The sequence below is a fragment of the Streptomyces sp. NPDC028419 genome, from assembly GCF_055565515.1.
Genome location: NZ_JBVHUE010000022.1, coordinates 44,440 through 69,875, shown reverse-complemented (window position 1 = coordinate 69,875; position 25,436 = coordinate 44,440). Strand labels below are relative to the sequence as shown.

Here is a 25,436-nt window from a genome sequence, read left to right as displayed (position 1 = left end):
ACTCTTCTTCCTTGAGTGCGCACGGCCGCGGGGTGTCCGCGGATGTCCGTGCACTTCCTCATGCCCTCCGTACGCCCCGGCCCCTCGCCCCGCGTACGGCATCCATGCCCGTCGGCGCTCTTCCCGGCTCCGTGCCGCCCCGCGCCGACCCATGATCACTCCACGTCACCGCGCGGCTCCGTGCCGTCCGGGCGCCGTGGAGGGAGGTATTCGTCATGACCATGCTCACCCCTCGTACCCCCACGAAGCTCGCACCGCCGGGCCGGGCCCGCCGCGAACGCAAGTCCGCCGAGCTGGAGGCCCGTACCCGGGTCGTCGGCGAGCGGCTCTCCGGGCTCAGCGCCCGACCCGGACCGCAGGTCCTGCAGGACCTGTCCGCCACCCGCAACGGCCTCACCCACGCCGAGGCGGCACTGCGCCTGGAGCGCGACGGCGCGAACGTCGTCGCCCACGAGCGCGCCCCGCGCTGGTGGGTGCAGCTCGCCAAGGCCTTCGCCAACCCCTTCATCGCGGTCCTCGTCTTCCTGGCCGCCGTCATGTACTGGCAGGACCCCACGGACCCGGGCGTCGTCATCCTCTCGGTGATGATCGGGGTCAGCGGGCTGCTGCGCTTCTGGCAGGAGTTCCGCTCGGGCCGGGCCGCCGACGCGCTCAAGAAGCTCGTCACCACCACCTGCGCGGTGCAGCGCCGGGCGGGCAGCGGCTCCGGGCCGACCACCTTCGAAGTGCCGATGGGCCAGGTGGTCCCCGGCGACATCGTCAAGCTGGCCGCCGGCGACCTGATCCCCGCCGACCTGCGTCTGATCACCTCCAAGGACCTGATGGTCGGCCAGGCCGCCCTGTCCGGCGAGTCGTTGCCGGTCGCCAAGGCCGACACCCGCGCCGAGGACCTCGGACAGTTCGAGACCACCGACCCGGTCGAGGCCGACAACCTCTGCCTGATGGGTACGTCCGTCACCTCGGGCACCGCCACCGCGGTCGTCGTCGCCACCGGCGCCGACACCTACTTCGGCTCGATGGCCGGGTCCCTGGTCGGCGAGCGTCCGCAGACCAACTTCGACACCGGCGTGCGCAAGGTCAGCTTCCTGCTGATCCGCTTCATGCTGGTGATGGTCCCCGTCGTCTTCATGATCAACGGCTTCACCAAGGGCGACTGGAACGAAGCCTTCCTCTTCGGCATCGCCGTGGCGGTCGGCCTCACCCCCGAGATGCTGCCGATGGTGGTCTCGGCCAACCTGGCGCGCGGCGCGGTCGCCATGTCCCAGCACAAGGTGGTCGTCAAGCGGCTCAACGCGATCCAGAACCTGGGCGCGATGGACGTGCTCTGCACGGACAAGACCGGCACCCTCACCGAGGACCGCATCGTCCTGGACCGCTATCTCGACGTGCACGGCGCCCCGGACAACGAGGTGCTGGAGTACGGATACCTCAACGCGCACTTCCAGACGGGCCTGCGCAACCTCATGGACCAGGCGGTCATCGACCGCGTCAACGAGGCCGAGGAGGTTGTCGTCGACGCTCGGTTCTCGATGGTCGACGAGATCCCCTTCGACTTCGCCCGACGCCGGATGTCCGTGGTCCTCAACCGCAACACCCTGGTCGGATCGGTCGGCCGGTCCGAGCACGTCATGATCACCAAGGGTGCGGTGGAGGAGGTCCTCGACCTGTGCACCCACATGACGGACCGCGGGCAGCGGGTCGAACTGACCGAGCAGCTGCGCTGGCACGTCGCCCGCATCGCCGAGGACAACAACCGCGAGGGCCTGCGCGTCCTGGCCGTGGCCACCCGGACGATCGCCACCCCCCGCGACACCTACACCGTCGCCGACGAGGACCAGCTGACCCTGGTCGGCTTCCTCGCCTTCCTCGACCCGCCGAAGGCCGACGCGGCCCGGGCCCTGCAGGGCCTGGCCGACAAGGGCATCACGGTCAAGGTGGTCACCGGTGACAACGAGCTGGTCGCGGCGCGGGTCTGCGCCGACGTCGGCATCGACGTGGGCCACGTGGTCACGGGCGTCGAGCTCGACGCCCTGGACGAGCCGGCGCTGCGCGAGCTGGCCGCCCGTACGACGGTCTTCGCCAAGGTCAACCCGGTCCAGAAGGCCCGCATCGTGCGGGCCCTGCAGGCCGAGGGGCACACGGTCGGCTTCCTCGGGGACGGCATCAACGACGCGGCGGCGCTGCGCGACGCGGACGTCGGCATCTCGGTCGACACCGCCGTCGACATCGCGAAGGAGTCGGCGGACATCATCCTGCTGGAGAAGGACCTGACCGTCCTGGAGCAGGGCGTGATCCAGGGCCGGACCACCTTCGGCAACACGATCAAGTACATCAAGATGACGGCCAGCTCGAACTTCGGCAACGTCTTCTCGGTGCTGGTGGCGAGCGCGTTCATCCCCTTCCAGCCGATGATCGCGATCATGCTGCTCACGCAGAACCTGGTCTACGACATCGCGCAGCTGGCCACCCCGTGGGACCGGATGGACGAGGACTACCTGCGCAGGCCCCGCAACTGGGACGCCAAGGGCATCGGCCGGTTCATGCTCTGCATCGGCCCGATCAGCTCGATCTTCGACATCGCGATGTTCGTGATCATGTGGAACGTCTTCGCGGCCAACAGCGAGGCGCACCAGGCGCTCTTCCAGTCCGGCTGGTTCGTCGAGGGGCTGCTCTCGCAGACCCTGATCGTCCACATGATCCGCACCCGCAAGATCCCCTTCATCCAGTCGCGGGCGTCCTGGCCGGTCATGGTGATGACCGTCCTCGCGGTGCTGGCCGGGCTCTTCCTGCCCTTCTCGCCGCTGGCCGGGTCGCTGGGTCTGGTGGCGCTGCCCGCGAGCTACTTCCCGTGGCTGATCGGCGTCCTGCTCGCGTACTGCACCCTCACGCAGCTGTTGAAGACCGTGTACATCAAGAAGTTCAACACCTGGCTCTGACCGGCCGCACAGAGGAAGGGGCGGGCCGATGCAGCTCACCGAATGGCAGATGGCCGGGCACCTGGCCGCCGCGCTCGGCTTCGGGGCGGCGATCGGCCTGGAACGTCAGTGGCGGGCCCGGATGGCCGGGCTGCGGACGAACGCCCTGGTCGCGGGCGGGGCAGCGCTCTTCGTCCTGCTCTCGCAGTACGGCTTCATGAGCGAGGTGTCCGAGGTCCAGTACGACGGCTCGCGGGTCGCGGCGCAGATCGTGTCCGGGATCGGCTTCCTCGGCGCCGGCGTGATCATGCGCGACGGGCTGAGCGTTCGAGGTCTGAACACCGCGGCCACGCTGTGGTGTTCGGCGGCCGTGGGCTGCCTCGCCGGCACCGGGATGTTCGTCCTCGCCGCCTTCGGCACGGCGGGCGTGGTGGGGGCCAACCTCCTGCTGCGCCCGCTGGGCCGGCGACTGGACCGCGAGCCGCGGGGCGGGGCCGAGGTGGCCACCGACTTCCACTTCGAGGCGGTGTGCCTGGAGGCGGAGGAGGCCCACATCCGCCACCGGCTGGTCGACGCGCTCGGCCGGCCCGGCTACCAACTGCGCTCGATCCGCAGCCAGGACGGCCCGACGGACGGGCTCGTGACGGTGTCGGCGCTGCTGACCGCCGAGGGGGCCGGGGGCCGGGCGCTGGAGGAAGCGGTCAGCAACCTCTCGCTCGATCCGTCGGTCTCGGCGGTCAGCTGGTCGGTGGTGCCGGACCCGTCGGCATCGGCGTCCGACGGGTGAGGCGACGGCGGCCGGGGATCCCCGGCCGCCGCACCGCTACTTCAAGGTGGCCGAGGTCAGCCCGGCCTGGATCTGGCGCTGGAAGGACAGGTACACCACCAGCATCGGGATCATCGCGATGGTCACACCGGCGAACAGCACCGGCAGGTCCGTCTCGTAGCCCATCTGGTACTGGAGCTGGATCAGGCCCTGGGTGAGCATGTAGCGCTCGGGGTCCGATCCGGACTGGGGCTGCATCAGCACGGCCGGCAGGATGTACTGGTTCCACTGGCCCAGGACATTGAATATCCCGACGGAGATCAGTCCGGGCTTGGCCATCGGCAGCATCACCTGGAAGAAGATCCGGGTGTCGGAGGCCCCGTCGATCACCGCCGCCTCGTGCACCGCGGTGGGCAGCGTGCGGAAGAACGAGTGCATGAAGAAGACGGTGAAGGGCATCGAGTAGGCGACGTACACCAGGACCAGGCCCTGGTAGCTGTTGAGCATGTCGAGCCGCTTGACCATGAAGAAGAGCGGTACGAGCGCCAGGAACACCGGGAACATCGCCCCGCTGACGAAGAAGTAGTAGATGATCCGGTTGCCCTTGAAGGGGTAGCGGGCCAACACGTACGCCGCCATCGAGCCCAGCAGCATCGTCAGCGGGACCGAGAACACCATCACGATGACGGTGTTGCCGAAGTAGTCGCCGATGCCCTTGTCCCAGGCGCGGGAGAAGGCGTCGAAGTGCCAGTTGGTGGGCCAGCTCAGGGCCGAGCCGCCGATCTCGCTGTCGGTCTTGAAGGAACCGAGCGCCAGCCAGATCAGGGGCAGCACGATCAGTACGGCCCACACGGCGAGGAAGCCGTGCGAGAAGACGTTGAGCACCGCGCCCTCGGAGCCGCCGGGGGCGTTGCTCCCGACCGGCGGCCGGGTGGCGGCCGGCTCGGCGGCGGGCTCTTCGGCCGGCTCTTCGGGTGCCTTGATCACTGTGGTCATGGGTGTCTCCCGCTCAGAACTCGATGCGCTCGCGGCGGGTGGCGCGCAGCGTGATGAGGGACAGGATCATGGTCAGGACCAGCATGACGACTCCCATGGCGCAGGCGTAGCCGCTCTTGCCGAAGTACAGGAAGTTGCGCATCAGGACCGTGGCCATGACCTCGCTGTGGTGGTCGGGGCCGCCGCCGAATTGGCCCGATGTCATCGTCGACACGAGGACGAACATGTCCATCGCGGCGATGCCGAGGTACACCGCCGAGGTCTGTACGGAGTCCCACAGCAGGGGCAGCGTGACCTTGATGAAGGTCTGGGCGCGCCCCGCGCCGTCGAGCAGCGCGGCCTCGTAGATGTCCTTGGGCACGGACTGCATCGCGGCCGAGAAGAGCACCAGGTAGAAGCCGACCCCGTGCCAGACGACCACGCCGAGCATGCACCAGAGCACCAGGTTGGGCTCGTTGAGCCACTCGATGGGGTGCAGCCGGTCGATGAAGCCGAGCTGGGTCAGCAGGCCGTTGAGCAGGCCGCCCTCGTCACTGCGGTAGACCGCGCCGAAGAGCACGGCGAGGATCGCGAGGGAGAGGACCTGCGGGAAGAAGTAGACGATCTTGTAGAAGGCCGAGCCCCGGACGCCCCGGACACCACCGGCGCCGCTGCGCCCGCCCACGTTCACCATGAAGGCGAAGAAGAGGGACAGCAGGATGGTGATGACCGGGACGAACACCAGGAGCAGCAGGTTGTGCCACAGCGCGCCCCGGAAGACCTCGTCCTTCATCAGGGTCGAATAGTTGTCCAGTCCGACGAAGTCGAACGTCGGTGACTGGCCCGACCAGTTGGTGAAGGAATATCCGAACGTCTGGATGTACGGCCAGATGACAAAGGTCAGATACAGCGCGAGCGGCAGGAGCAGGAAGCCGGCGATGAAGCCGACCTGCCCCTTGCCCCGGGCTACGTGACTCATGGTGTCCGTCCCTGATGGTTCCCCCAGCTTCCGCTGGGTGGTGCCCCCGGCCGGGGGACCGGCCGGGGGCGATGGCGTCAGCTGCGGTGGTTGTTCTTGGCGTTGGGGTCCTTGGCCGCCTTGTCTACCGCAGCCTGGGCCCGCTTGATCCATTCCTTCGGCTGAATTCGCTTGGCCATCAGCTCATTGGACGCGGCCTGGATGTCGTTGTCCATCTGGCTGTACCAGTCCGGGTACAGGTAGGCGAAGGTGTTGGTACCGGCCGCCTTGAGGGAGGTCACCGCGGACTGGGTGCCGGGACGCAGCTTGACGTTGGGGTCGACGCCGTCCTTGACCACGGTCAGGGAGTTGGCCTGCTGGGCGAAGAGGGTCGACCACTCGCGCGAGAGCATCGAGCGCAGGAACTCCAGGCCACCGGCCTTGTTGCCGGCCTTCTCCGGGACGATGAAGGGCTCGCCGGCACCGGCGCGGATGGCCTCGAAGGGCATCTTGCTGTCGGCCAGGACCGGCACCGGAAGGAACTTCATGTCGAAGTCCTCCGGGGTCTGCTTGAGCTGCTCGTTCTCCAGCCAGGAGCCGGAGGGGATGAAGGCGGCCTTGTACTGGTTCCAGGCGGTCTGCGACTCCGTGTGGGTCAGACCGTTGGTGCCCGGCATCAGCAGGTCCTTCTCGACGACCTCGTAGACGGCCTCGACGGCGGCGAGGGCGGCCGGGTTGTCCGCGAAGGCGTTCGGCGCGAGGTTGTCGATCGCCTTGACGGCCTCGATGCCGCCCTTCTTGGCGATGAGGTCCATGATGACGACGTTGATGTAGTACGGGAACTTGCCCTGGTGGGCGAGGCCGCCGATGCCGGCCGCCTTGGCCTTGGCGCAGACGTCGAGGAACTCGTCCCACGTCTTGGGCTCGGCCCAGCCCTTCTCCTTGAAGAGCTTGCCCGAGTACCAGAGGCCGAAGACCGTGTAGACGTAGTACAGGGCGACGAACTTGCCCTCCTGGGTGCCCTGTTCGACGGTGCCGGGGATCAGCATGTCCCGGACCTTCTTGCTCGGGTCGTCGAGCGAGGGCGCGTCGAGCACCTGGGTCAGCTCGGCGAGCTGACCGCCCTTGGCCAGCACGTCGATCTTGATCTGCTGGGCGCCCGAGTCGTCGACGACGTCCGGCGGGTTGCCCCCGTTGAAGCGCGGCTGGAGCTTGGCGGTGATCTCCTGGGTGCCGAGGTGGGTGCTGGTGGTGCCCCACTTCTTGTCGAAGGCCGCTTCCCACGCCTTCGCGTAGTCGTCGCCGAAGCCGCCCTTGAAGACGACGATGTCCATCTTGCTGCCCTTGGCCACACCGAAGGGGTTGTCCTTCGACGTGGGCGCCTTGGACGTGCTGTCCGAGGGCTTGTCGCTGCCGCCGGAGGCGCAGGCGGACAGGAAGCTCATCGTCGGCACGGCGATCAGACCCAGTGCCGCCGACCGCCGGATCAGGTCGCGGCGGCCGAGGCCCTCACCGTTGTTGTGCTCGCCCTGGGCGGAGATGGAACCCATGCTCATGTCCTCGCCTTCGTCAGAAGTGTGAAGGAGGCCGGAAGTCACGGCAGCTGCCGTGCATGCGGACAACACCGCAGGTCCCCGCCCGTCCCCCGGTCCGGCGCCGCGGGAGCCGCGGTAGTCCGGACGGGCACAGGTATAGTCCACTTCCGCTCGTGTGAGCAAGATCATGCACAGCATAGACCTTCGGCTTTTCCGAGTTGAGACCTCACCGTCACCTGGCCCGCCCGCCGGAGGTGGTCCGGAACGACGAAAAGGGCCGTACCCCCTTAACGGGGATACGGCCCTTTGGTGCCGATGTGCTTAGTTGCGGATGAGGTTCCGCAGCACGTACTGCATGATGCCGCCGTTGCGGTAGTAGTCCGCCTCGCCCGGGGTGTCGATGCGGACGACCGCGTCGAACTCGACGCCGGTGTCGGTGGTGACCTTGACCGTGCGCGGGGTGGTGCCGTTGTTCAGTTCCTCGACGCCGGTGAAGGAGAAGGTCTCCTGGCCGGTGAGGCCGAGGGAGGCCGCCGTGACGCCCTCCGGGTACTGGAGCGGCAGGACGCCCATGCCGATCAGGTTGGAGCGGTGGATGCGCTCGTAGGACTCGGCGATGACCGCCTTGACGCCGAGCAGCGCGGTGCCCTTGGCGGCCCAGTCGCGGGACGAGCCCGAGCCGTACTCCTTGCCCGCCAGGATGACCAGCGGGATGCCGGCGGCCTGGTAGTTCTGCGAGGCGTCGTAGATGAACGCGACGGGGGCGCCCTCGACGGTGAAGTCGCGGGTGAAGCCGCCCTCGGTGCCCTCCGCGATCTGGTTGCGCAGGCGGATGTTGGCGAACGTACCGCGGATCATGACCTCGTGGTTGCCGCGGCGGGAACCGTAGGAGTTGAAGTCGCGGCGCTCGACGCCGTGCTCGGTGAGGTACTTGCCGGCCGGGGTGTCGGCCTTGATCGCACCGGCCGGGGAGATGTGGTCGGTGGTGACCGAGTCGCCCAGCTTCGCCAGCACGCGGCCGCCGACGATGTCCGAGACCGGGGTGGTCTCCATCGTCATGCCCTCGAAGTACGGGGGCTTGCGGACGTAGGTGGACTGCGGGTCCCACTCGAAGGTGTTGCCCGTCGGGATCTCCAGCGCCTGCCACTGCGCGTCGCCCGCGAAGACGTCCTGGTAGGACTTGCTGAACATGTCCTCGCCGATGGCGTTCGCGACGACGTCGTTGACCTCGGCCTCCGAGGGCCAGATGTCCGCGAGGAAGACCGGCTTGCCGTCGAGGTCCGTACCGAGGGCGTCCTTGGTGATGTCCACCTTCATGGAGCCGGCGATGGCGTACGCGACGACCAGCGGCGGCGAGGCCAGGTAGTTCATCTTGACGTCGGGGTTGATGCGACCCTCGAAGTTGCGGTTGCCCGAGAGCACCGAGGTGACCGCGAGGTCGGCCTCGTTGATCGCCTTCGAGATCTCCTCGTCCAGCGGACCGGAGTTGCCGATGCAGGTGGTGCAGCCGTAGCCGACCAGGTTGAAGCCCAGCTTGTCCAGGTACGGGGTCAGGCCGGCCTTGTCGAAGTAGTCGGTGACGACCTTCGAGCCCGGGGCCAGGGTGGTCTTGACCCACGGCTTGCGGGTCAGGCCCTTCTCGGCCGCCTTCTTCGCCACGAGCGCCGCGGCGACCATGACGTAGGGGTTCGAGGTGTTGGTGCACGAGGTGATCGCGGCGACGGTCACGGCGCCGTGGTCGATCTCGAAGGAGGTGCCGTCGGCGAGGGTGACCAGCGTGGGCTTGGTCGGTACGCCGTTGGTCGTGGCCGGGGAGTCGGAGGCCGGGAAGGACTCCTTGCCCGCCTCTTCGTCGTCGCTGACGTAGTTGCGCACGTCCTGCGCGAACTGCTGCGAGGCGTTGGCGAGGACGATGCGGTCCTGCGGGCGCTTCGGGCCGGCGATGGAGGGGACGACCGTGGAGAGGTCGAGCTCCAGCTTCTCGGAGAAGTCCGGCTCGGCGGCCGGGTCCAGCCAGAGGCCCTGCTCCTTGGCGTACGCCTCGACGAGCGCGACCTGCTGGGCGTCGCGGCCGGTCAGGCGCAGGTACTTCAGGGTCTCGTCGTCGATCGGGAAGATCGCGGCGGTGGAACCGAACTCCGGCGACATGTTGCCGATGGTGGCGCGGTTCGCGAGCGAGGTGGCGGCGACGCCCTGGCCGTAGAACTCGACGAACTTGCCGACGACGCCGTGCCCCCGCAGCATCTCGGTGATCGTGAGCACCAGGTCGGTGGCGGTGGTGCCAGCCGGCAGCTCGCCGGTCAGCTTGAAGCCGACGACGCGCGGGATCAGCATGGAGACCGGCTGGCCGAGCATCGCGGCCTCGGCCTCGATGCCGCCGACGCCCCAGCCCAGCACGCCGAGGCCGTTGACCATGGTGGTGTGCGAGTCGGTGCCGACGAGGGTGTCGGGGTACGCCTGGCCACCCCGGACCATGACCGTGCGGGCCAGGTGCTCGATGTTGACCTGGTGGACGATGCCGGTGCCCGGGGGGACGACCTTGAAGTCGTCGAAGGCGGTCTGGCCCCAGCGCAGGAACTGGTAGCGCTCCTTGTTGCGGCCGTACTCCAGCTCGACGTTCTGCGCGAAGGCGTCCTTCGTGCCGAACTTGTCGGCGATGACCGAGTGGTCGATGACCATCTCGGCCGGGGAGAGCGGGTTGATCTTGGAGGGGTCGCCGCCGAGGGCCTTCACGGCCTCGCGCATGGTGGCGAGGTCCACGACACACGGCACACCGGTGAAGTCCTGCATGATCACGCGGGCCGGCGTGAACTGGATCTCCTCACTCGGCTGGGCCTGCGAGTCCCAGTTGCCGAGCGCCCGGATGTGGGCGGCGGTGATGTTCGCGCCGTCCTCGGTGCGGAGCAGGTTCTCCAGCAGCACCTTCAGGCTGTAAGGCAGGCGGGCGGAGCCCTCGACCTTGTCCAGCTTGAAGATTTCGTACGACTCGTCGCCCACCTGCAGCGTGCTGCGGGCGTCGAAGCTGTTCGCCGACACGACAGTCTCCTTCATGCATGAATTCGCGCGTTCTACCGCATCCTGCCGCGTGGCACTGTGGCCAATCCGCTAAGGTGAGGCTAAGTTAGGTAACCCTTACCGTTGCGGGGGCTGCGGCGCGCCTTCGGCAGTTATCTCGATGTCGAGATAACTCTAGTACATGTCCGGCCGGCGGGGCGAAGCGCGCCCGCGCCACCCGAGGGAAGTACGTCACGTTCCGGGGGCGGGGTCGGTGAGGTGGGCCCGCGGGGTGCGCCTCAAACGCCGGCGGGGCTGGGGGTGGTCCCGCGGCCGGGGTGGGCGGGTTCCGGGCAGGTCGGTGCCCCGCGCGAGCGTCTCCTCGGCTCGCGGCCGCGGGGCGTCGGATACCGCGCCCAGTGGTGACCGCTCGTCCTTGCGGGGACACTCCCGCGTGTCACCGCCCCACCCGAAACCCACCGCGGGCCGCGAACCGGGCACGAACACCGCCCGGCCCGTGCCACATTCCGGACCAGAACACCCACCCGGCCAGTGGTCGCCGCGGGGCCGCATTCCGGACCGGGAGACGATTCGCCCCGACGGAGGCCTGGGGCGGGAGCGGCCGCGGGGTGGTGGAGTCGGGGGGCGTAGGAGGGTCCCCGCAAGGACGAGCGGTCACCGCTGGCCGCACACCCCGACGCCCCGCAGCCGCGAGCCGAGGAGACCCTCCTACGACCCCCGGCTCCACCGCCCCGCCCCCTCCGACCCCGGACCAGAACACCCACCCCAGCCCCGCCGGCGTTTGAGGCGAACCCACCCGACCCCGGGAAGGGGCTACGCCCCCAGGCCACGCCGCACCCACCACGCCGAGACCGCCGCCGCGATCTCCGCCGGGCGATCCTCCGGGGCCAGGTGCCCGGCCGACCCGCAGTGCTCCCGCTCCAGGGCCGCGACGTTCCCCTCGCACCAGGCCACCAACACCTCCCCCACCATCAGCGTCGGCGACCCCTCGAACGTCAGCAGCAGCTTCGGCACGTCCACACTGGCGGCCAGCCACTCCCCGTACGCCTCGATGCGCGCGACCACCCCGGCCGGCCCGCCACCCACCGGCATCGACCGCGCCCACTGGAGCATCGGCAGGCGGCTCTCACGAGTGGGATAGGGGGCCGCGTACACCGCGTGGTCCGCCTCGCCCATCGGGCGCAGGACGGTCCGCCGCAGGCCGTCCTCGATGAAGACGTTCCGGTCCAGGGCCATCTCCTCCCCCGTCCCCGGCGTCCGCAGCGCCTCGAACCGGCCCCGCGCCGCGGGCGGGAACTCCTCCCAGGTCATCGGCCGCAGGATGGTCTCCATGAAGGCGACGCCCCGCACCCGCCCCGGGTGCCGCGCGGCCCAGTCGAAGGCCAGCGCCCCGCCCCAGTCCTGGCCGACCAGGACCACCTCGCCGAGACCCAGGGCCTCGAACCAGGCGTCCAGGTAACGGGCGTGGTCCTCGAACCGGTACGCCCCGCCCGGCTTTCCGGACCGGCCCATGCCGATCAGGTCCGGGGCCAGGAGCCGGGCCGGACCCGCGATCCGCGGCAGCACCCCCCTCCAGAGGTGCGAGGAGGTCGGGTTGCCGTGCAGGAAGACGATGGTCGCCGCCTCCCCCGGGTGGAGCTCCTCGTAGTACATGGCCGAATCGAGCACGTCGACGGTGGGCATGACCGCCCCCTCCATAATCGTTGGCGTGACTAACGTTAGCCACGCCAACGAAGTTATATCGTTAGTCCCACCAACACAAGGGATAGGCTGGCCACCATGAGCACAGAAGAGGACGAGGTCGTCCCGGCCCGCTTGCGCGAACTCCCCAGCCGGCTGCTGAGCCAGGCCGCCACGCACGCCCAACGGCTGGTCATCACGGGACTCAGCGGGGCAGATGCCCACAAATGGCATTACGCGGCCCTCGTCGCCCTCGAGGAATCCGGCCCCGTCAGCCAGGCGGAACTCAGCACCCGCACCGGAATCCACCGCAGCGACCTGGTCGCCGTCATCAACGAACTCGCGGGCCGGGGCCTGGTCGACCGCACCCCCGACCCCGCCGACCGGCGCCGCAACGTCATCACCCTCACCCCCCGGGGCCGCCACCACTCCCGCCGCCTGGAGCAACTGCTCGACGCCGCACAGGAGGAGCTTCTGTCCCCTTTGTCCCCCGCCGAGCGCGAGCAGCTCGTCCGGCTCCTCGGACGCCTCGTCACCCACCATGCGGGCGGCCCGGATGCGGGCCCCGGCGGCATGCCTGACGGTGGGTGACACCCGTCTGCCACGCCCAACGCGAACCGCATCTCATATCTGAGATACGGTTCCCCCATGGCAGACGACTACCTCGTACGCATCGGCAAGCTCATCCGTGACGCCCGGCAGCACCGTGGCTGGACACAGAGTCAGCTCGCCGATGCGCTCGGCACCAGCCAGAGCGCGGTGAACCGCATCGAGCGCGGCAACCAAAACATCAGCCTTGAGATGATCGCCCGAATCGGTGAGGCGCTCGACAGCGAGATCGTGTCGCTGGGTTACGCCGGACCGATGCACCTGCGGGTCGTCGGCGGCCGTCGCCTCTCCGGTGCCATCGACGTCAAGACCAGCAAGAACGCCTGTGTCGCCCTGCTCTGCGGCTCGCTGCTCAACAAGGGCCGCACGGTCCTGCGCCGCGTCGCCCGCATCGAAGAGGTGTACCGCCTTCTGGAGGTACTGAACTCCATCGGCGTGCGCACCCGCTGGATCAACGACGGCGTCGACCTCGAATTGATCCCGCCGGCCAAGCTCGACATGGACGCGATGGACGCCGACGCGGCCCGCCGGACCCGGAGCATCATCATGTTCCTGGGACCCCTGCTGCACCGGATGGACCACTTCAAGCTGCCCTACGCCGGCGGCTGCGACCTCGGCACCCGCACCATCGAGCCGCACATGATCGCCCTGCGCCGCTTCGGCCTGGACATCACCGCGACCGAAGGCATCTACCACGCCGAGGTCGAGGCCGGCGTCTCCCCCGGCCGCCCGATCGTGCTGACCGAGCGCGGGGACACGGTCACCGAGAACGCACTGCTCGCCGCCGCCCGGCACGACGGCGTCACCGTCATCCGCAACGCCTCGTCCAACTACATGGTCCAGGACCTGTGCTTCTTCCTGGAGGCGCTGGGCGTCAAGGTCGAGGGCATCGGCACCACCACCCTGACCGTGCACGGCGTGCCGAACATCGACGTCGACGTCGACTACTCCCCCTCCGAGGACCCGGTCGAGGCGATGAGCCTGCTCGCCGCCGCCGTCGTCACGGAGTCGGAGCTGACGATCCGCCGGGTCCCGATCGAGTTCATGGAGATCGAGCTCGCGGTCCTGGAGGAGATGGGCCTCGACCACGACCGCTCGGCGGAGTACACGGCGGACAACGGCCGCACCCGCCTGGTCGACCTGACGGTCCGCCCCTCCAAGCTGGAGGCGCCGATCGACAAGATCCACCCGATGCCCTTCCCCGGGCTGAACATCGACAACGTCCCCTTCTTCGCGGCCATCGCCGCCGTGGCCCAGGGCCAGACCCTGATCCACGACTGGGTGTACGACAACCGGGCCATCTACCTGACCGACCTCAACCGCCTCGGAGGCCGCCTCCAGCTCCTGGACCCGCACCGCGTCCTGGTCGAGGGCCCCACCCGCTGGCGCGCGGCCGAGATGATGTGCCCGCCGGCCCTGCGCCCCGCGGTGGTCGTCCTGCTCGCGATGATGGCGGCGGAGGGCACCTCGGTGCTGCGCAACGTCTACGTCATCAACCGCGGCTACGAGGAACTCGCCGAGCGCCTCAACTCGGTCGGCGCCCAGATCGAGATCTTCCGCGACATCTAGCGGTAACGGGTGGAAGGGCCAACGGCCCTGACGAGGCCCCCTCGCTCCGGGCGGAGCGAGGGGGCCTCGTTGCTCGCCCTTGCGGTTCCGGCTGGCGCGCGCCCACGGTGGGGGAGACGATGGAGGGAGGAATGTCCGTGGGAGGAGGGCGATATGGCGCCCGACAAAGAGGTCTACGGCGACGCACCACGGCTGACGCCGAACATGTATGTGAGCAACGCAGACGTCCGACAGAGCACCTGGCACGAGAGTGCCTTCCTCGGTTCGTTGTTCACGCAATCAATCATGGACGACTCCCAGTTCCTGTACGGCAAAGCGCAACGCGCGACGTTCGCCGGCATCGTCATGGACGGCAGCCGTCTCGTCGGGTGCTCGATGCGCGATGTCGTCATCGAGAACTGCGACCTCAGGGGCCTCATCATCGACGGGGTGAGGATCGGGGACCTGATCGCATCGGAGAAGGGGGCGGATTGATGTCCACGCCGATGATCTTCATCCATCCCGAGCTGCGTCCGGATCTGGCCACGACGCACAAGGTCGAGCCGGTGGGCATCGAGGACGCCATCCGGGCCGCCGTGGCACGCGGAGAGCGGGTCGAGGACAAGCAGGACGGAGTGGAACGACGCTTCCTGATCGACAAGTCGACGGACTGCACCGGCAAGGAGCAGTCCGAAGGGACCGGCAAGGAGACGTCCGACACGGGAAAGGAAGCCTGTGACCTCCAGTCCCAGGTCAATTACGGGGAGATGGCGCCCGTGGCGGATTTCATCCGTCCGATCATCTAGCGCGCCGACGCCGTGATCCTCCTCCTGGGGGCCGGGGCGGACGATCCGGCCGTGGCGGCCTTCGACGGCTACCTGACGCGTCATGCGGTACGGCACGCGGTCTGCTCCGACCTCGGACGGCTCGCCTTCGGACTGCACGTCGATGCCGCCGGTCGGACGCGGGCCCGGCTCACGGTCCCCGGGCACGGCACGCTGCACGGCGACGAGGTCGGGGTGTTCGTACGGAATCCTTGGGCGCTCGCACCGACGGGTGAGGACGGCGCGACCGGCGCCGACGCCCGCTTCGCGGCCGACGAGTACCGCGCCGCGCTCTGGGCCCTGTGCGCCCTGCTCCCCACGGTCGTCAACCGGCCCGGCCCACGGGCGTGGCACGACGATCGGGAGCTGCTTCGGTATCTCGACCGGTCGCTCCTGCTGCCCGAGTGCTGGACGAGCGACACCCGGCGGCTGCTCGACCGGTGGGCCCTGTGCGCGTCGCCCGAGCTCCACGTCGAGGAGTTGCTGACCCACGAGCGGCGGGTCGTGAAGGAGCCCGCCGGTCTCGGCTCCGGGGACACCGATGCCGATGCCGCGCACCTGCGGGCGCTCTTCGCGCCGTCCAGCGCGTACGTCATCGAGCTGTGCGTGGGCCGCGGGTCCTTCACCGTCCTCAACGAGCCCGGGATCGATGTCGCCGCGGAGTCCTACCGGAAGGTCGTGCGCGGGATCACGGACGCCCTCCGGCCGCGCGGCGTCCGCTTCTTCGCCGTCGCCCTGGTCGCCGACGACGAGCACCGGGTGTCCGTGAGCCGGATCGTGTCCGCTCCCCCGTACTCCTGGTACCGGGAGGTGGCGGACGTGGTGCACGAAGAGCTCCGTGCCGAGCTGGAGGACGGCGTGCGATGACCGTCCTCATCATCGGGTCGCCCCATGACCGCACCATCGTGCACACGGTCCGCAGCGCACGGCACCAGGGCGTGCCCCACCTCTTCTTCGACCTCGTGCTCTTCCTGCGCGCGGGCAGCTACTGGTGGGACGTCCAGGGGCGCTGCGGACGGCTCAGCACCGGCACGCTGACGGTGGACCTGCCCGATGCCGACATCACGGGGATCTACGCGCGCCCGGTCGACGTCATCGACGGCTTCGGGAGCGGGGAGCGACCGGCCGCGGCGGCCCGGCTGCGGGCGCTGACCGAAATCCTCGCGACGGTCGACGCCGTGGTCGTCAACCGCCCCGGAACCGACCTGAGCAACTGGACGAAGGCGTACCACCTCGCCCTGCTCAGCCGGTGCGGTTTCACCGTGCCGACGTCGCTGCTCACCAATGACGCGGACGAAGCACGCGCCTTCCTGCGGGCCGTTCCCGATGCCGTCTTCAAGGGCGCCAGCGGCGAGAAGACCGTCGCCTCGGCCTGCGGCCCCGTACAGCTCGACGAGCTGGGCCTGCTGCCCCGCAGCCCCGTGCTGTTCCAGGAGCGGGTCAGGGGTGCGGACGTCCGTACGCACCTGGTCGGCCGGGAGCACTTCTCCGAGCGGATCGACTGCGAAGGCGTCAACTACCAGTACTGTCCGGGCGCCAAGACGTTCACGCCGGCGCGGGCGCCGGACGAGGTCGTCGAACACTGCCGCGCGTACCAGGCCGCCAGTGGTCTGGCCTTCATCGGCTTCGACTTCATGGTGGACGAGGACGACGGCTACACGGTCTTGGAGGCCAACCCGATGCCGGGCTACGACGGCTACGACCGGCGCTTGGGACTGAGCGTCTCCCACGCCCTGCTCGACCTGCTGCGAGGAACCTGAAAGGGCCTGGACGGATCCGCGGGTGAGGCGCCTCACCCGCGGATCCCGGCCCGGGCCGGGCTCAGCGCCAGGTCTGGTAGGCGCTCTTCTGCTCGTGGCTGCCGCACGGGAAGGTGCGCAGGCCCGCCTCGGAGCTGTCGTCCAGGCACAGGCCGGTGGCCTGGTTGCGGAACTCGACCGCGCCGTCGGCGTAGCGGTGGACGATCCAGCTCTCGTCCTTGTGCTTGTCGCAGGGCAGGTGCGTCGCGTTGCCCCGCGGGCTGTCCGCCAGGCAGAAGCCCGTCTTGACGTTCCTCAGTTCACGGGTTCCGTCCTTCCACTGGTGCACGTTCCACTTCTGGTGGTCGTTGCCCAGGCAGGTGTAGGTGCGCACGCCCGCGTCGCTGTCGTCCAGACAGGCCGAGGTCGCCTCGTTGCGGAAGGTCTGGACCGAATCGAGGGCGCCCGCGGGCGCCGCGACGGCCGTCGACGCGGAGACGAGGGCCAGGCCGAGGGCGAGGGTGAGGGCGAGGGTGGTGCGGGGGTTCATGGGGCTCCTTCGTCGTGGGGCGGGCGGGGTCAGCCCGTGATGTTGACGGGGCGGTAGGCGTGGTACCCGTCGCGGCCGTTCACGCCGTAGGAGTGCTGCTTCCAGCGCGTACCGGCGCCGCCGCCCGCCTGCTCGTAGGACTTGTAGGCGGTGTGGGCGCCGTTGGCCCAGCCGTCGAAGATGACGACGTGGCGGTTGTCGGCGCTGTTGCTGTTGGCCTTGATGACCAGGTCGCCGGGGGCGAGGTCCTTCATGGCGATCCGGCGGGTGTAGCCGTCGTTCTTGAGGGACACCGTGTTGGGGCCGGGCTTGGACAGGCCGAGGGCCATCGAGACGTAGCCGGAGCAGTCCTGCCGGTATCCGTCCTTCCAGTACGTGGTCTGGCTGTACGGCACGGGGCGGCCGTTGTTGGCGGTCAACCAGGTCTTGGCGCGGGCCAGGACCTGCGCCCGGCTGATCCGGGGCGCCGCCCCGAGACCCGGTGCGGCGGCGTCCGCGGGGGCGGGGGCGGCGATGACGGCCGTCCGGTCCGGGAGTTGCGCCGCGGGGGCCGAGGGCGACGTCAGTACGAAGGAACCGACGCACACGGCCGCGGTCAACGCCGCGGTGCTCCAGCGACGGGTGGTGTTCTTGGACATCTCGGGTCTCCGACTTCTCGTGGGGAATCACGCCGGTCCGCGTTCCGGAAAGAGAGGGGACGCACGGGAATCGCACGTCCCCACCGGGCGGCACGTCAGCGGTGCGGCGAACGCACCGTCACGTGGCCGGGGGCTGCGGAACCGGATGCCTAGGAGTCTGCGGGGGTGCGTCGCGGCGTCGCAAGGATGTCCCGGTTGCTTCACGGATGTCGGGATCCCTAAGGTTCTGACCTGCTGGGACAGGACCATCCCGGGACGAACGCGCCCGCCGGAAGCAGCATGCGAGGCGCGGGCCAGGAGGGGCGAACATGACGGGCGTCGACGGAGCGCGGCCCACCCCGGGTCAACAGTTGGGCAGCGCCCTCAAGGAACTCCAGCAGCGGTCGGGAAAGACGCTGCGCGATCTGGAGTCCGAGGTGATGATCAGCGATTCGTCCCTGTCCCGGTACCTGCGCGGCACGACGGTGCCGCCCTGGGCCACGGTGCGCGATCTGTGCCGGGCGCTCCACGCGGATCCCTCGCTCTACCGGCAGTTGTGGGAGGCCGCCGACCGGTGCCAGGTCAAGGCTCCGCCCCCGAGCGCCGCCGCGGGGGGCGGCTCCCCGTGGCGCCGGCTGCGGGACGCGTGCACCGCCCGGTTCGCGAGCCGCTGGTGGTGGGCGGGGGCGGGGGCGCTCGCGGGCCTGTTGCTCGGCGCGGTCCTCACCTGGGTCGCCGTACCGAAGGACGCCGAGGCCGGTCGGCACGCGACGGCCGGGCCGACGGGGGCGGCGCCGGGCGCCGGCGAGAAGGACGCCGACGGCAAGGACGTGGGCACCGCACAGGGGTTGGACGACCAGGTCCGGATCTTCGTCAGCCGCGCGACCGGCAGTTGCCTGGACCACAGCCTCGACAAGGGGCTGCGCTCCTTCGCGCCCAACGGCATGAGCTACCAGCGGTGGACCGTCCACACCCGCCCCGACGGCGCCAGCGAACTGACGAACCACGCCACCGGCGCGTGCCTGGACGGCGGCGGGGGCGACGGCGCGGGCGGCGGGGCCCGCGCGCTGTCCTGTAGCGGATCACCGTCGCAGAAGTGGTCGATCACCCACTGGTCCGACGCCTCGGTCGAGATCAAGAACCGCGGCACGGGACGGTGCCTGGGGGACGGGCCCGCCGGGCTGCACACCGGGTCCTGCGACCGCTCGGCCGCGCAGCGCTGGGGCTGAGCGGTCAGCCCGTCAGCCCCGCCGCCCCGCCGCCCCCTCGTCCCGGACCACGGGGCGGCCGCCCGGGAAGTCGAGGCGGGCGGCGTACAGGACGCGCCGTCGGGTGCCGTCCGGGCTCCAGCCGTGGAAGAGGATCCGGTCCCGCCCGTCGGGGCCCGTCACCACGTCCTGGCCGCCGGGGCCGCGTACCGCGCCACCGAAGGACTCGGTGGTCATGAGCGGGGCGTCCGCCTTCGTGTACGGGCCGGCCAGCCAGCTCGCCACCGCGTAGCCGGTCTTGTAGTGGGGGCCGTCGTAGGAGTCGGCCGAGTAGAAGAGCACGTATCGGCCGCCCCGCTTGACGAGGGTGGGCGCCTCGACGAGCGCGCCCTCCCAGGCGCGGTCCTGCCGGATCAGCCGGACGGCCTCGCCCGTGGTGCGGGTGCCGTCCGCGGACACGGGCTGGAGGTGGATCCAGGTGTCCGTCCCGCAGCAGTTGCCGTCGTTCTTCCACAGCAGGTAGCGCCGGCCGTGCTCCGTGTGGCTCGACGCGTCGATGGCTCCGCCCAGCTCGGCCGGGCAGACCAGCGGGCCGTCCCCCGCCGGTACGAACGGGCCGTCCGGGGAAGGGGAGAGCGCGGCCCCGATGCACTGGCGGCCGCTCGCCCGGTCCCGGGCGGTGTAGTGGAGGGTGTAGCCGTGGCCGTTGTCGAAGACCTCGGGCGCCCAGACGAGCGAGCGCTCGGGCTCCGCCCAGCGCCCCGGTGCGGGCAGGGGGTCGGCGGCGACCATCGTCCAGTGCACGAGGTCCGGCGAGGTGGCGTGCTGGAGGTACTTGCCGTCGGCGTTCGTCGCGTAGGCGTGATAGGTACGGCCGACCTTCATGACGTCGGGGTCGGCGAAGTCCCGGTCGAGCACCGGGCCCGCCACCGTCGCGGCCCCCGCCGCCGCCCCCGCCGGGGCCGCGGCGAGCCCTGCGCCCACGGCCGCGGCGGCGGCCGCCACTGCCACGAGGAGGCGTCCGGTCCCGTAGCCGTACCTGTTCCTGTTCCTGCCCGCGCGCGTCATGCACCGTCCAACGAGGCGCCCGGCGGCGGGTTGCGCGGGGGGCTCGGTGAGCGGGTCAGTCGACCTGGAGCTCGCCCATGCGGCTCCAGCCCGTGGCGCCCTCGATCGTCGTGCTGACGATCGAAGGCGTGCGGGTGACCAGCGGGCGCATGGTCTCCAGGGCGGCGCGGAAGTGGTCCGAGGTGACGTGGGCTTCCGCCGCGTCGTCCTGGAAGGCCTCGACCAGGACGTAGGTGTCCGGCTCCTCCAGGCTGCGGGACCACTCGAACCAGAGGTTGCCCGGCTCGGCGCGGGTGGCGCGGGTGAACTCCGCGACCTGGTCGGGCCACTGGTCGACGTACTCGGGCTTGACTGCGAATTTCACCACAATGAAGATCATTCGCTCATTGTAGGCAGGGGGTGGCCGGCAGTTCCGGAAAGGGGCCCCGGCGGCCGGTGCCGCGCGCATATGCTGCGGCCTTTGCTTCGTCGTGAACCCTGGGGGGGTCCATCGTGTTCGTTCGCCGTGGGGCGGCCGCTGCCGTCGTCGTGAGCGCGGTCCTGTTGTTGGGGTCGGGGTGTGAGGATCCCGCGCCGAAGGGCGCGCAGGGCCCGTCCGCCACGGCGAGTCCGACGCCGAGTCCGTCCGCGACGGCGTCGGCCGCCGTGATGCCGTCGGTCATCGGGAAGAAGTCCATCGAGGCCGAGGCGGCCGTCAAGGCGGTGGTCACCCGGCCCGTCGAGGCCCGCGGCGCCTACTCCGACGTCCCCCTCGCCCCGGACCACTCCGGGTGGACGGTCTGCTTCCAGACGCCGGCCGCGGGCGCGGCGGTGGCGAGCGACTCCGCGGTGGAGCTGTCGCTCGTGGCGCCCGGGACGCCGTGCCCCGCCAAGGCCGGGTCCCCGCTGCACCCTTCGAAGGCGCCGACGCCCGCGGCCACGCCCGCCACGGGCGCGACGCCCGCGCCCGCCCCCAAGCCGAAGACCAGCGGTCCGACCGACACCGGCACCACCGGTGGGGACGGCGGCAACGGTGACGGGGCGACCAGCACCGGGGGCGGCGGGGCGGGGGTCTACTACAAGAACTGCACCGAGGCCAAGGCCGCCGGCGCGGCGCCCATCCGCCGCGGTGAGCCCGGCTACCGCAGCGCGCTGGACCGGGACGGCGACGGCACCGCCTGCGACAAGTAGGACCCCGCGCGCTGGCCTGATCCGGTCGCACGCGCACCCGGCCCCCGCCACGCGCGGCGGGGGCCGGGCAGAATCGGCCCGTCGGTACGTGTTGTCGAGGGGGCGGCCATGTCAGTGGACTCAGCGGTGTCGAACGGGGCGGAGCGGGCGGCGGCCCCGCAGTTGGCGGGGTTGCCGCTGCTGGGATCCCTGCTCGACCTCACATCGGATTCGCTCGGCACCTACCTGCGGGCCCAGCACCGGCACGGTGACGTGGTGCGGATCAGCGCCGGGCCGCCCGGGCTGCGGGCGGAGCTGCACTGCGTCTTCTCGCCCGAGGGCGCGCAGCGGGTGCTGGCCTCGGAGTCCGCCAACTTCCGCAAGGACAACCCCTTCTACCAGGAGATCCGCGACTCCTTCGGCAACGGTCTGCTGACCAGCCAGGACGAGGACTACCTGCGCCAACGACGGCTCGTGCAGCCGCTGTTCACCAAGCGCCGGGTGGACGGGTACGCGGCCGCGGTGGCCGCCGAGACCGCGCAGACCCTGGAGAGCTGGCAGGAGGCCGTCGACTCGGTGGTCGACGTCCACGTCGAGATGACGCACCTGGCCCTGCGCGCGGTGGCCCGGATCCTCTTCGGGACCGATGTGGAGGCCACGGTCGACGTCGTGGACCGGTGTTTTCCGGTCATCACGGAGTACGTGCTCCGGCGCGGGTACTCGCCCGCCAACGTCCCGCGTTCCTGGCCGACCCCGGCCAACCGGCGGGCGGCCGCCGCGCTGGACGAGCTGTACGGGGTGTGCGACCGGATCATCGCGGAGCGGCGCGGTGCGGACGCGGACGCGGGCGCGGGCGCAGGTGCGGGCGCAGGTGCCGGGGCCCGCGAGGGCGAGGACCTGCTGACCCTGCTGGCGGCGGCCCAGAGCGCGGACGACGCGTCCTTCGACGCCGACGAGTTGCGCGAACAGGTGCTGATCTTCCTGCTCGCCGGGCACGAGACCACGGCCACCTCGCTGACCTTCGCCCTGCACCTGCTGGCCAAGGACCCCGCGTCGCAGGACCGGGCGCGCGAGGAGGTCTCCCGGGTGCTGGGCGACCGTACGCCCGAGGCCGCGGACCTGGAGCGGCTGCCGTACCTCACGCAGGTGCTCAAGGAGGCCATGCGGCTCTTCCCGGCGGCTCCGGTCATCGGGCGCCAGGCCGTCGCCGAAGCCGAGATCGACGGGCACGTCATCCCGGCGGGGGCCACGGTGATCCTGGCGCCGTGGGTGACCCACCGGCACCCGGAGCACTGGCCGGACCCGGAGCGCTTCGATCCGGACCGCTTCACCCCGGAGGCGGAGGCGGCCCGCGCGCGCTACGCCTGGTTCCCCTTCGGCGGCGGTCCGCGCGCGTGCATCGGGCAGCACTTCTCGATGCTGGAGTCGGTGATCGCGCTGGCGATGACCCTGCGGTCCTACGCGTTCGAGGCCGTGGACACGGAGGTGTCGGTCGCCGCCGGGATCACCCTGCGGGCGACCGGGCCGGCCCGCTGCCGGATCCGCCCGCTGCGCCCGGCGCCGTAACCTACGGAGCGGACGCGGGGCCGGCGAAGTACGTGGGGTACGTGGGGGGGGCTCGCGGTGGAACAGACCTGGGGCATCACCGAGTTCGGGACCTGGCGGCTGACGAGCGGGGTGCCGGACGCCCGGCTCGGCCGGGGGGTGCTGGGGTACCGCGGCTACCGCGTGTCCATGGACCGGCCGCAGCGTCGCGTCGAGCTGCCGAACGGCCTGGTGACGATGGTGGTCAACTTCGACGCCCCGGTGCGGGTGTCCGGGGCCGGGGCGGCGCCGACGACCGCCTACACCTCCCTGGTCAACGGCCTGCGCACCGATGCCGCGGTCGGCGAGCACGACGGCCGCATGCACGGCGTCGAGGTGCACCTCGCCCCGTGGGCGGCGTTCACCCTCTTCGGCGTCCCGATGTACGAGCTGCGCGACCGGATGGTCCCGCTGGGCGAGCTGCTGGGGCCGCGGGCGCGGGTACTGGAAGCGCACCTGGCCCTGGCGCCGGACTGGTCGCGGCGGTTCGCCCTGCTCGACGCCCTGTTGCTGGAGCGGCTGGCCGCGGGTCCGGCGGCCGCCCCGCAGACGGTCTGGGCCTGGGGGCGGCTGACGGCGAGCGGCGGCGGGGTGCCAGTGGCCGATCTCGCGCACGGCACCGGCTGGAGTCCGCGCCATCTGGAGCAGCGGTTCAAGGAGCAGATCGGCCTGTCCCCCAAGACGGCCGCGCGGGTCCTGCGCCTCCAGCGGGCCCTGCGGATGCTGGCCGGTGGCTCCGCGGCCTCCGCGACGGCGTCGGCGTGCGGCTTCTACGACCAGGCGCACCTGCACCGGGACTTCCGCCGGATGACCGGCTTCGCGCCCGGGGAGTTCCTGGTCCACCGGGGCAACGGCGCCCGCCCGGTGGACCGTTTGCCGGGGCAGGTGACCAGCGCCCTGGTGAGCGCGCCGGAGCGGTGAACGCACGGGAGCGGTGAACGCACGGGAGCGGTGCGGGCGGTGAGGGTGGACGGTCGCTTCGCGCCATAGCGTTTTTGTCCAATACCCCGGACGCGTCCCCTGCGATGGTGGAGCGACCCACGGGGGACGGTGGGGTCGGGCGGATCCTTCCGCCCGGCCCCACCGTGGCGTTCCCGCCCGCCGCGGCTCAGACGGCCGCCGGGGTGTGCGTACCCTTCAGGCGTTCGAGGTCGGAGGGTCGGACCTGGATGGCCACCAGCGCGATGACGGCCGCGACCAGGGTGAAGAGGGCCGCGACGACGAACGCCGCCGTCACTCCGGAGGTCAGTACCTGGGCGCCGTACGGGCCGGGCAGTTGGCCGGTGCGCCGGAAGGCGAGCTTCTGCTCCGGGGTGGAGTTCGCGAGGAAGGCCGGCACCTGTTTGGCGGCCTCGTTGCGGCTGGCCGTTCCGTAGAGCGTCACCAGGATGGACAGGCCCAGCGAACCGCCCACCTGCTGCATGGCGTTGAGCAGTCCGGAGGCGGCGCCCGACTCGCGGTCGGGGACGTTGGAGAGGGCCATCAGCGTCAGGGAGACGAACTGCATGCCCATGCCGAGGCTGAAGAGGAGCATAGGGCCGAGGATGCTGCCCAGGTAGGTGGAGTGCACGTCGGTGAAGGTGAGCCAGCCCAGGCCGGCGGCCGCGAACAGGGCGCCCGCCACCATGAAGGGTTTGGGTCCGAACTTCGGCAGGAGCTGCGAGGTGACGCCCGCGCCGACCGCGATCACGGCGCTGACCGGGAGGAAGGCGAGGCCCGCGCGGATCGGGCTGAACCCGAGCACGTTCTGGACGAAGAGGGTCAGGAAGAAGAACATCCCGAAGATGGCGCAGGCGAGGAAGAGCATGATGCCGTAGGTGCCGGCGCGGTTGCGGTCGGCGAACATGTGCAGCGGGGTGATCGGCTGGGGCGAGCGCCGCTCGACCATGATGAAGCAGGTGAGCAGGACGACGGCCACGGCGAAGGACGCCAGGGTGTAGGGGTCGCTCCAGCCCTCCTGCGAGGCCCGGATGAAGCCGTAGACCAGGGCGACCATGCCCAGGGTGGAGGTCAGGGCGCCGAGGAAGTCGAAGTGTCCCGGGTGGCGTTCGGACTCGCGGATCACCTTCGGGGCCACCAGCGCGATCAGCAGGGCGATGGGGACGTTCACGAAGAGCACCCAACGCCAGTTGAGCCATTCGACGAGCGCGCCGCCGGCCAGCAGGCCGATGGCGCCGCCGCCCGCGGAGACGGCGGCGAACACGCCGAAGGCGCGGTTGCGTTCGGGGCCCTCGCGGAAGGTGGTGGTGATGAGGGCGAGCGCGGTGGGGGACGCGATCGCGCCGCCGACGCCTTGGAGTGCGCGGGCCGCCAGCAACTGGCCCGCGTTCTGGGAGAACCCACCGAGCAGCGAGGCCAGGCCGAAGAGCAGCACGCCGAAGACGAAGACGCGCCGGCGGCCGAGGATGTCACCGGTGCGGCCGCCCAGCAGCAGGAGTCCGCCGAAAGTGAGGGTATAGGCGCTGACGACCCAGGACAGGCTCTCCGTGGAGAACTTGAGGGCGGTCTGGATGTGCGGCAGCGCGATGTTCACGATGGTGATGTCGAGAACGACCATGAGTTGGCAGGAGGCGATGACGAGCAGTGCGAGCCCGCCGTTGCCGCCCCCTCGGACCTTGCCTTCGGTCCCGCTGGTGCTCGGCGATGTGTTCGGGTCCACTGTTCGACGCTAAGCCCGCGCTCCGGGGGTCACCACT

At 70.5% G+C, this 25,436-nt stretch carries 22 protein-coding genes; 12 read left to right on the top strand and 10 right to left on the bottom strand.

Going from position 1 to position 25,436, the window contains the following annotated elements; all coding sequences use genetic code 11:
- Positions 1-215: 215 nt before the first annotated feature.
- Together mgtA and ACZ4UB_RS24760 are read left to right on the top strand one after the other, a co-directional pair.
- Entirely contained in the window at positions 216-2,936 is a 2,721-nt protein-coding gene (gene mgtA, locus ACZ4UB_RS24765) for a magnesium-translocating P-type ATPase (RefSeq protein WP_468073255.1), read from the top strand.
- Between the two features lie 28 nt (positions 2,937-2,964).
- Positions 2,965-3,702 carry an MgtC/SapB family protein gene (locus ACZ4UB_RS24760; protein WP_354379161.1) on the top strand — a complete coding sequence of 246 codons (738 nt, stop codon included), beginning with the start codon at positions 2,965-2,967 and terminating at the stop codon, positions 3,700-3,702.
- A gap of 36 nt (positions 3,703-3,738) precedes the next feature.
- Here the strand turns inward: ACZ4UB_RS24760 and ACZ4UB_RS24755 are convergent, their stop codons facing one another.
- The 5 genes from ACZ4UB_RS24755 to ACZ4UB_RS24735 all read right to left on the bottom strand — a co-directional run bounded on the left by ACZ4UB_RS24755 (position 3,739) and on the right by ACZ4UB_RS24735 (position 11,847).
- Positions 3,739-4,677 (bottom strand): carbohydrate ABC transporter permease, encoded by a 939-nt coding sequence (locus tag ACZ4UB_RS24755; RefSeq protein WP_468073253.1) that lies wholly within the window; start codon positions 4,675-4,677, stop codon positions 3,739-3,741.
- A gap of 13 nt (positions 4,678-4,690) precedes the next feature.
- A complete protein-coding gene (locus tag ACZ4UB_RS24750) occupies positions 4,691-5,635 on the bottom strand; it encodes a carbohydrate ABC transporter permease (RefSeq protein WP_468073250.1) in 945 nt (314 codons plus the stop codon).
- Positions 5,636-5,712: 77 nt separating this feature from the next.
- Positions 5,713-7,164: an N-acetylglucosamine/diacetylchitobiose ABC transporter substrate-binding protein gene (ngcE, locus tag ACZ4UB_RS24745; protein ID WP_468073371.1), complete on the bottom strand. Its 1,452-nt coding sequence runs from the start codon at positions 7,162-7,164 to the stop codon at positions 5,713-5,715.
- 306 nt (positions 7,165-7,470) lie between these two features.
- On the bottom strand, positions 7,471-10,200 hold the full coding sequence (acnA, locus tag ACZ4UB_RS24740; protein WP_468073248.1) for an aconitate hydratase AcnA: 2,730 nt from the start codon (positions 10,198-10,200) through the stop codon (positions 7,471-7,473).
- Positions 10,201-10,977: 777 nt separating this feature from the next.
- Positions 10,978-11,847: a haloalkane dehalogenase gene (locus tag ACZ4UB_RS24735; protein WP_468073246.1), complete on the bottom strand. Its 870-nt coding sequence runs from the start codon at positions 11,845-11,847 to the stop codon at positions 10,978-10,980.
- Between the two features lie 96 nt (positions 11,848-11,943).
- On the opposite strand from ACZ4UB_RS24735, the gene ACZ4UB_RS24730 reads away from it, so the two are divergent.
- The 6 genes from ACZ4UB_RS24730 to ACZ4UB_RS24705 all read left to right on the top strand — a co-directional run bounded on the left by ACZ4UB_RS24730 (position 11,944) and on the right by ACZ4UB_RS24705 (position 16,585).
- Complete coding sequence (locus ACZ4UB_RS24730; protein ID WP_468073245.1) at positions 11,944-12,435, top strand: MarR family winged helix-turn-helix transcriptional regulator; 492 nt, start codon at positions 11,944-11,946, stop codon at positions 12,433-12,435.
- Between the two features lie 57 nt (positions 12,436-12,492).
- Complete coding sequence (locus tag ACZ4UB_RS24725) at positions 12,493-14,022, top strand: helix-turn-helix domain-containing protein (RefSeq protein ID WP_468073243.1); 1,530 nt, start codon at positions 12,493-12,495, stop codon at positions 14,020-14,022.
- Positions 14,023-14,175: 153 nt separating this feature from the next.
- Positions 14,176-14,496 carry a pentapeptide repeat-containing protein gene (locus ACZ4UB_RS24720; protein WP_468073241.1) on the top strand — a complete coding sequence of 107 codons (321 nt, stop codon included), beginning with the start codon at positions 14,176-14,178 and terminating at the stop codon, positions 14,494-14,496.
- Positions 14,496-14,807 carry a hypothetical protein gene (locus ACZ4UB_RS24715; RefSeq protein WP_468073239.1) on the top strand — a complete coding sequence of 104 codons (312 nt, stop codon included), beginning with the start codon at positions 14,496-14,498 and terminating at the stop codon, positions 14,805-14,807. Before ACZ4UB_RS24720 ends, ACZ4UB_RS24715 begins: the two co-directional genes overlap by 1 nt.
- 12 nt (positions 14,808-14,819) lie before the next feature.
- Positions 14,820-15,692, top strand: a complete 873-nt coding sequence (locus tag ACZ4UB_RS24710) for a hypothetical protein (RefSeq protein ID WP_468073237.1) — start codon at positions 14,820-14,822, stop codon at positions 15,690-15,692.
- On the top strand, positions 15,689-16,585 hold the full coding sequence (locus tag ACZ4UB_RS24705) for an ATP-grasp domain-containing protein (RefSeq protein WP_468073235.1): 897 nt from the start codon (positions 15,689-15,691) through the stop codon (positions 16,583-16,585). The genes ACZ4UB_RS24710 and ACZ4UB_RS24705 overlap by 4 nt, the downstream gene beginning before the upstream one ends.
- A 61-nt stretch (positions 16,586-16,646) precedes the next feature.
- Here the strand turns inward: ACZ4UB_RS24705 and ACZ4UB_RS24700 are convergent, their stop codons facing one another.
- Positions 16,647-17,114: an RICIN domain-containing protein gene (locus tag ACZ4UB_RS24700; protein WP_468073233.1), complete on the bottom strand. Its 468-nt coding sequence runs from the start codon at positions 17,112-17,114 to the stop codon at positions 16,647-16,649.
- A gap of 29 nt (positions 17,115-17,143) precedes the next feature.
- Positions 17,144-17,752: a C40 family peptidase gene (locus ACZ4UB_RS24695; protein WP_468073231.1), complete on the bottom strand. Its 609-nt coding sequence runs from the start codon at positions 17,750-17,752 to the stop codon at positions 17,144-17,146.
- 308 nt (positions 17,753-18,060) lie between these two features.
- Here ACZ4UB_RS24695 and ACZ4UB_RS24690 point away from each other — a divergent pair, with 308 nt between their 5' ends.
- Entirely contained in the window at positions 18,061-18,960 is a 900-nt protein-coding gene (locus ACZ4UB_RS24690) for an RICIN domain-containing protein (RefSeq protein WP_468073229.1), read from the top strand.
- A gap of 12 nt (positions 18,961-18,972) precedes the next feature.
- Here ACZ4UB_RS24690 and ACZ4UB_RS24685 read toward each other — a convergent pair whose 3' ends face one another.
- Together ACZ4UB_RS24685 and ACZ4UB_RS24680 are read right to left on the bottom strand one after the other, a co-directional pair.
- The gene (locus tag ACZ4UB_RS24685; protein WP_468073227.1) at positions 18,973-19,950 is read right to left on the bottom strand and encodes a glycoside hydrolase family 43 protein; all 978 of its coding nucleotides are present in this window, start codon (positions 19,948-19,950) and stop codon (positions 18,973-18,975) included.
- Positions 19,951-20,062: 112 nt separating this feature from the next.
- Positions 20,063-20,386 carry a putative quinol monooxygenase gene (locus tag ACZ4UB_RS24680; RefSeq protein WP_468073225.1) on the bottom strand — a complete coding sequence of 108 codons (324 nt, stop codon included), beginning with the start codon at positions 20,384-20,386 and terminating at the stop codon, positions 20,063-20,065.
- A 113-nt stretch (positions 20,387-20,499) separates the two neighbouring features.
- On the opposite strand from ACZ4UB_RS24680, the gene ACZ4UB_RS24675 reads away from it, so the two are divergent.
- From ACZ4UB_RS24675 to ACZ4UB_RS24665, 3 genes are all read left to right on the top strand, one after another.
- Positions 20,500-21,177, top strand: coding sequence for an excalibur calcium-binding domain-containing protein (locus ACZ4UB_RS24675; RefSeq protein ID WP_468073223.1), 678 nt, complete (start codon positions 20,500-20,502; stop codon positions 21,175-21,177).
- Between the two features lie 108 nt (positions 21,178-21,285).
- A complete protein-coding gene (locus ACZ4UB_RS24670; protein ID WP_468073221.1) occupies positions 21,286-22,722 on the top strand; it encodes a cytochrome P450 in 1,437 nt (478 codons plus the stop codon).
- 57 nt (positions 22,723-22,779) lie between these two features.
- Positions 22,780-23,661, top strand: coding sequence for a helix-turn-helix domain-containing protein (locus tag ACZ4UB_RS24665; protein ID WP_468073219.1), 882 nt, complete (start codon positions 22,780-22,782; stop codon positions 23,659-23,661).
- Positions 23,662-23,848: 187 nt separating this feature from the next.
- Here ACZ4UB_RS24665 and ACZ4UB_RS24660 read toward each other — a convergent pair whose 3' ends face one another.
- Positions 23,849-25,399 carry an MFS transporter gene (locus ACZ4UB_RS24660; RefSeq protein WP_468073217.1) on the bottom strand — a complete coding sequence of 517 codons (1,551 nt, stop codon included), beginning with the start codon at positions 25,397-25,399 and terminating at the stop codon, positions 23,849-23,851.
- Positions 25,400-25,436: the final 37 nt, after the last annotated feature.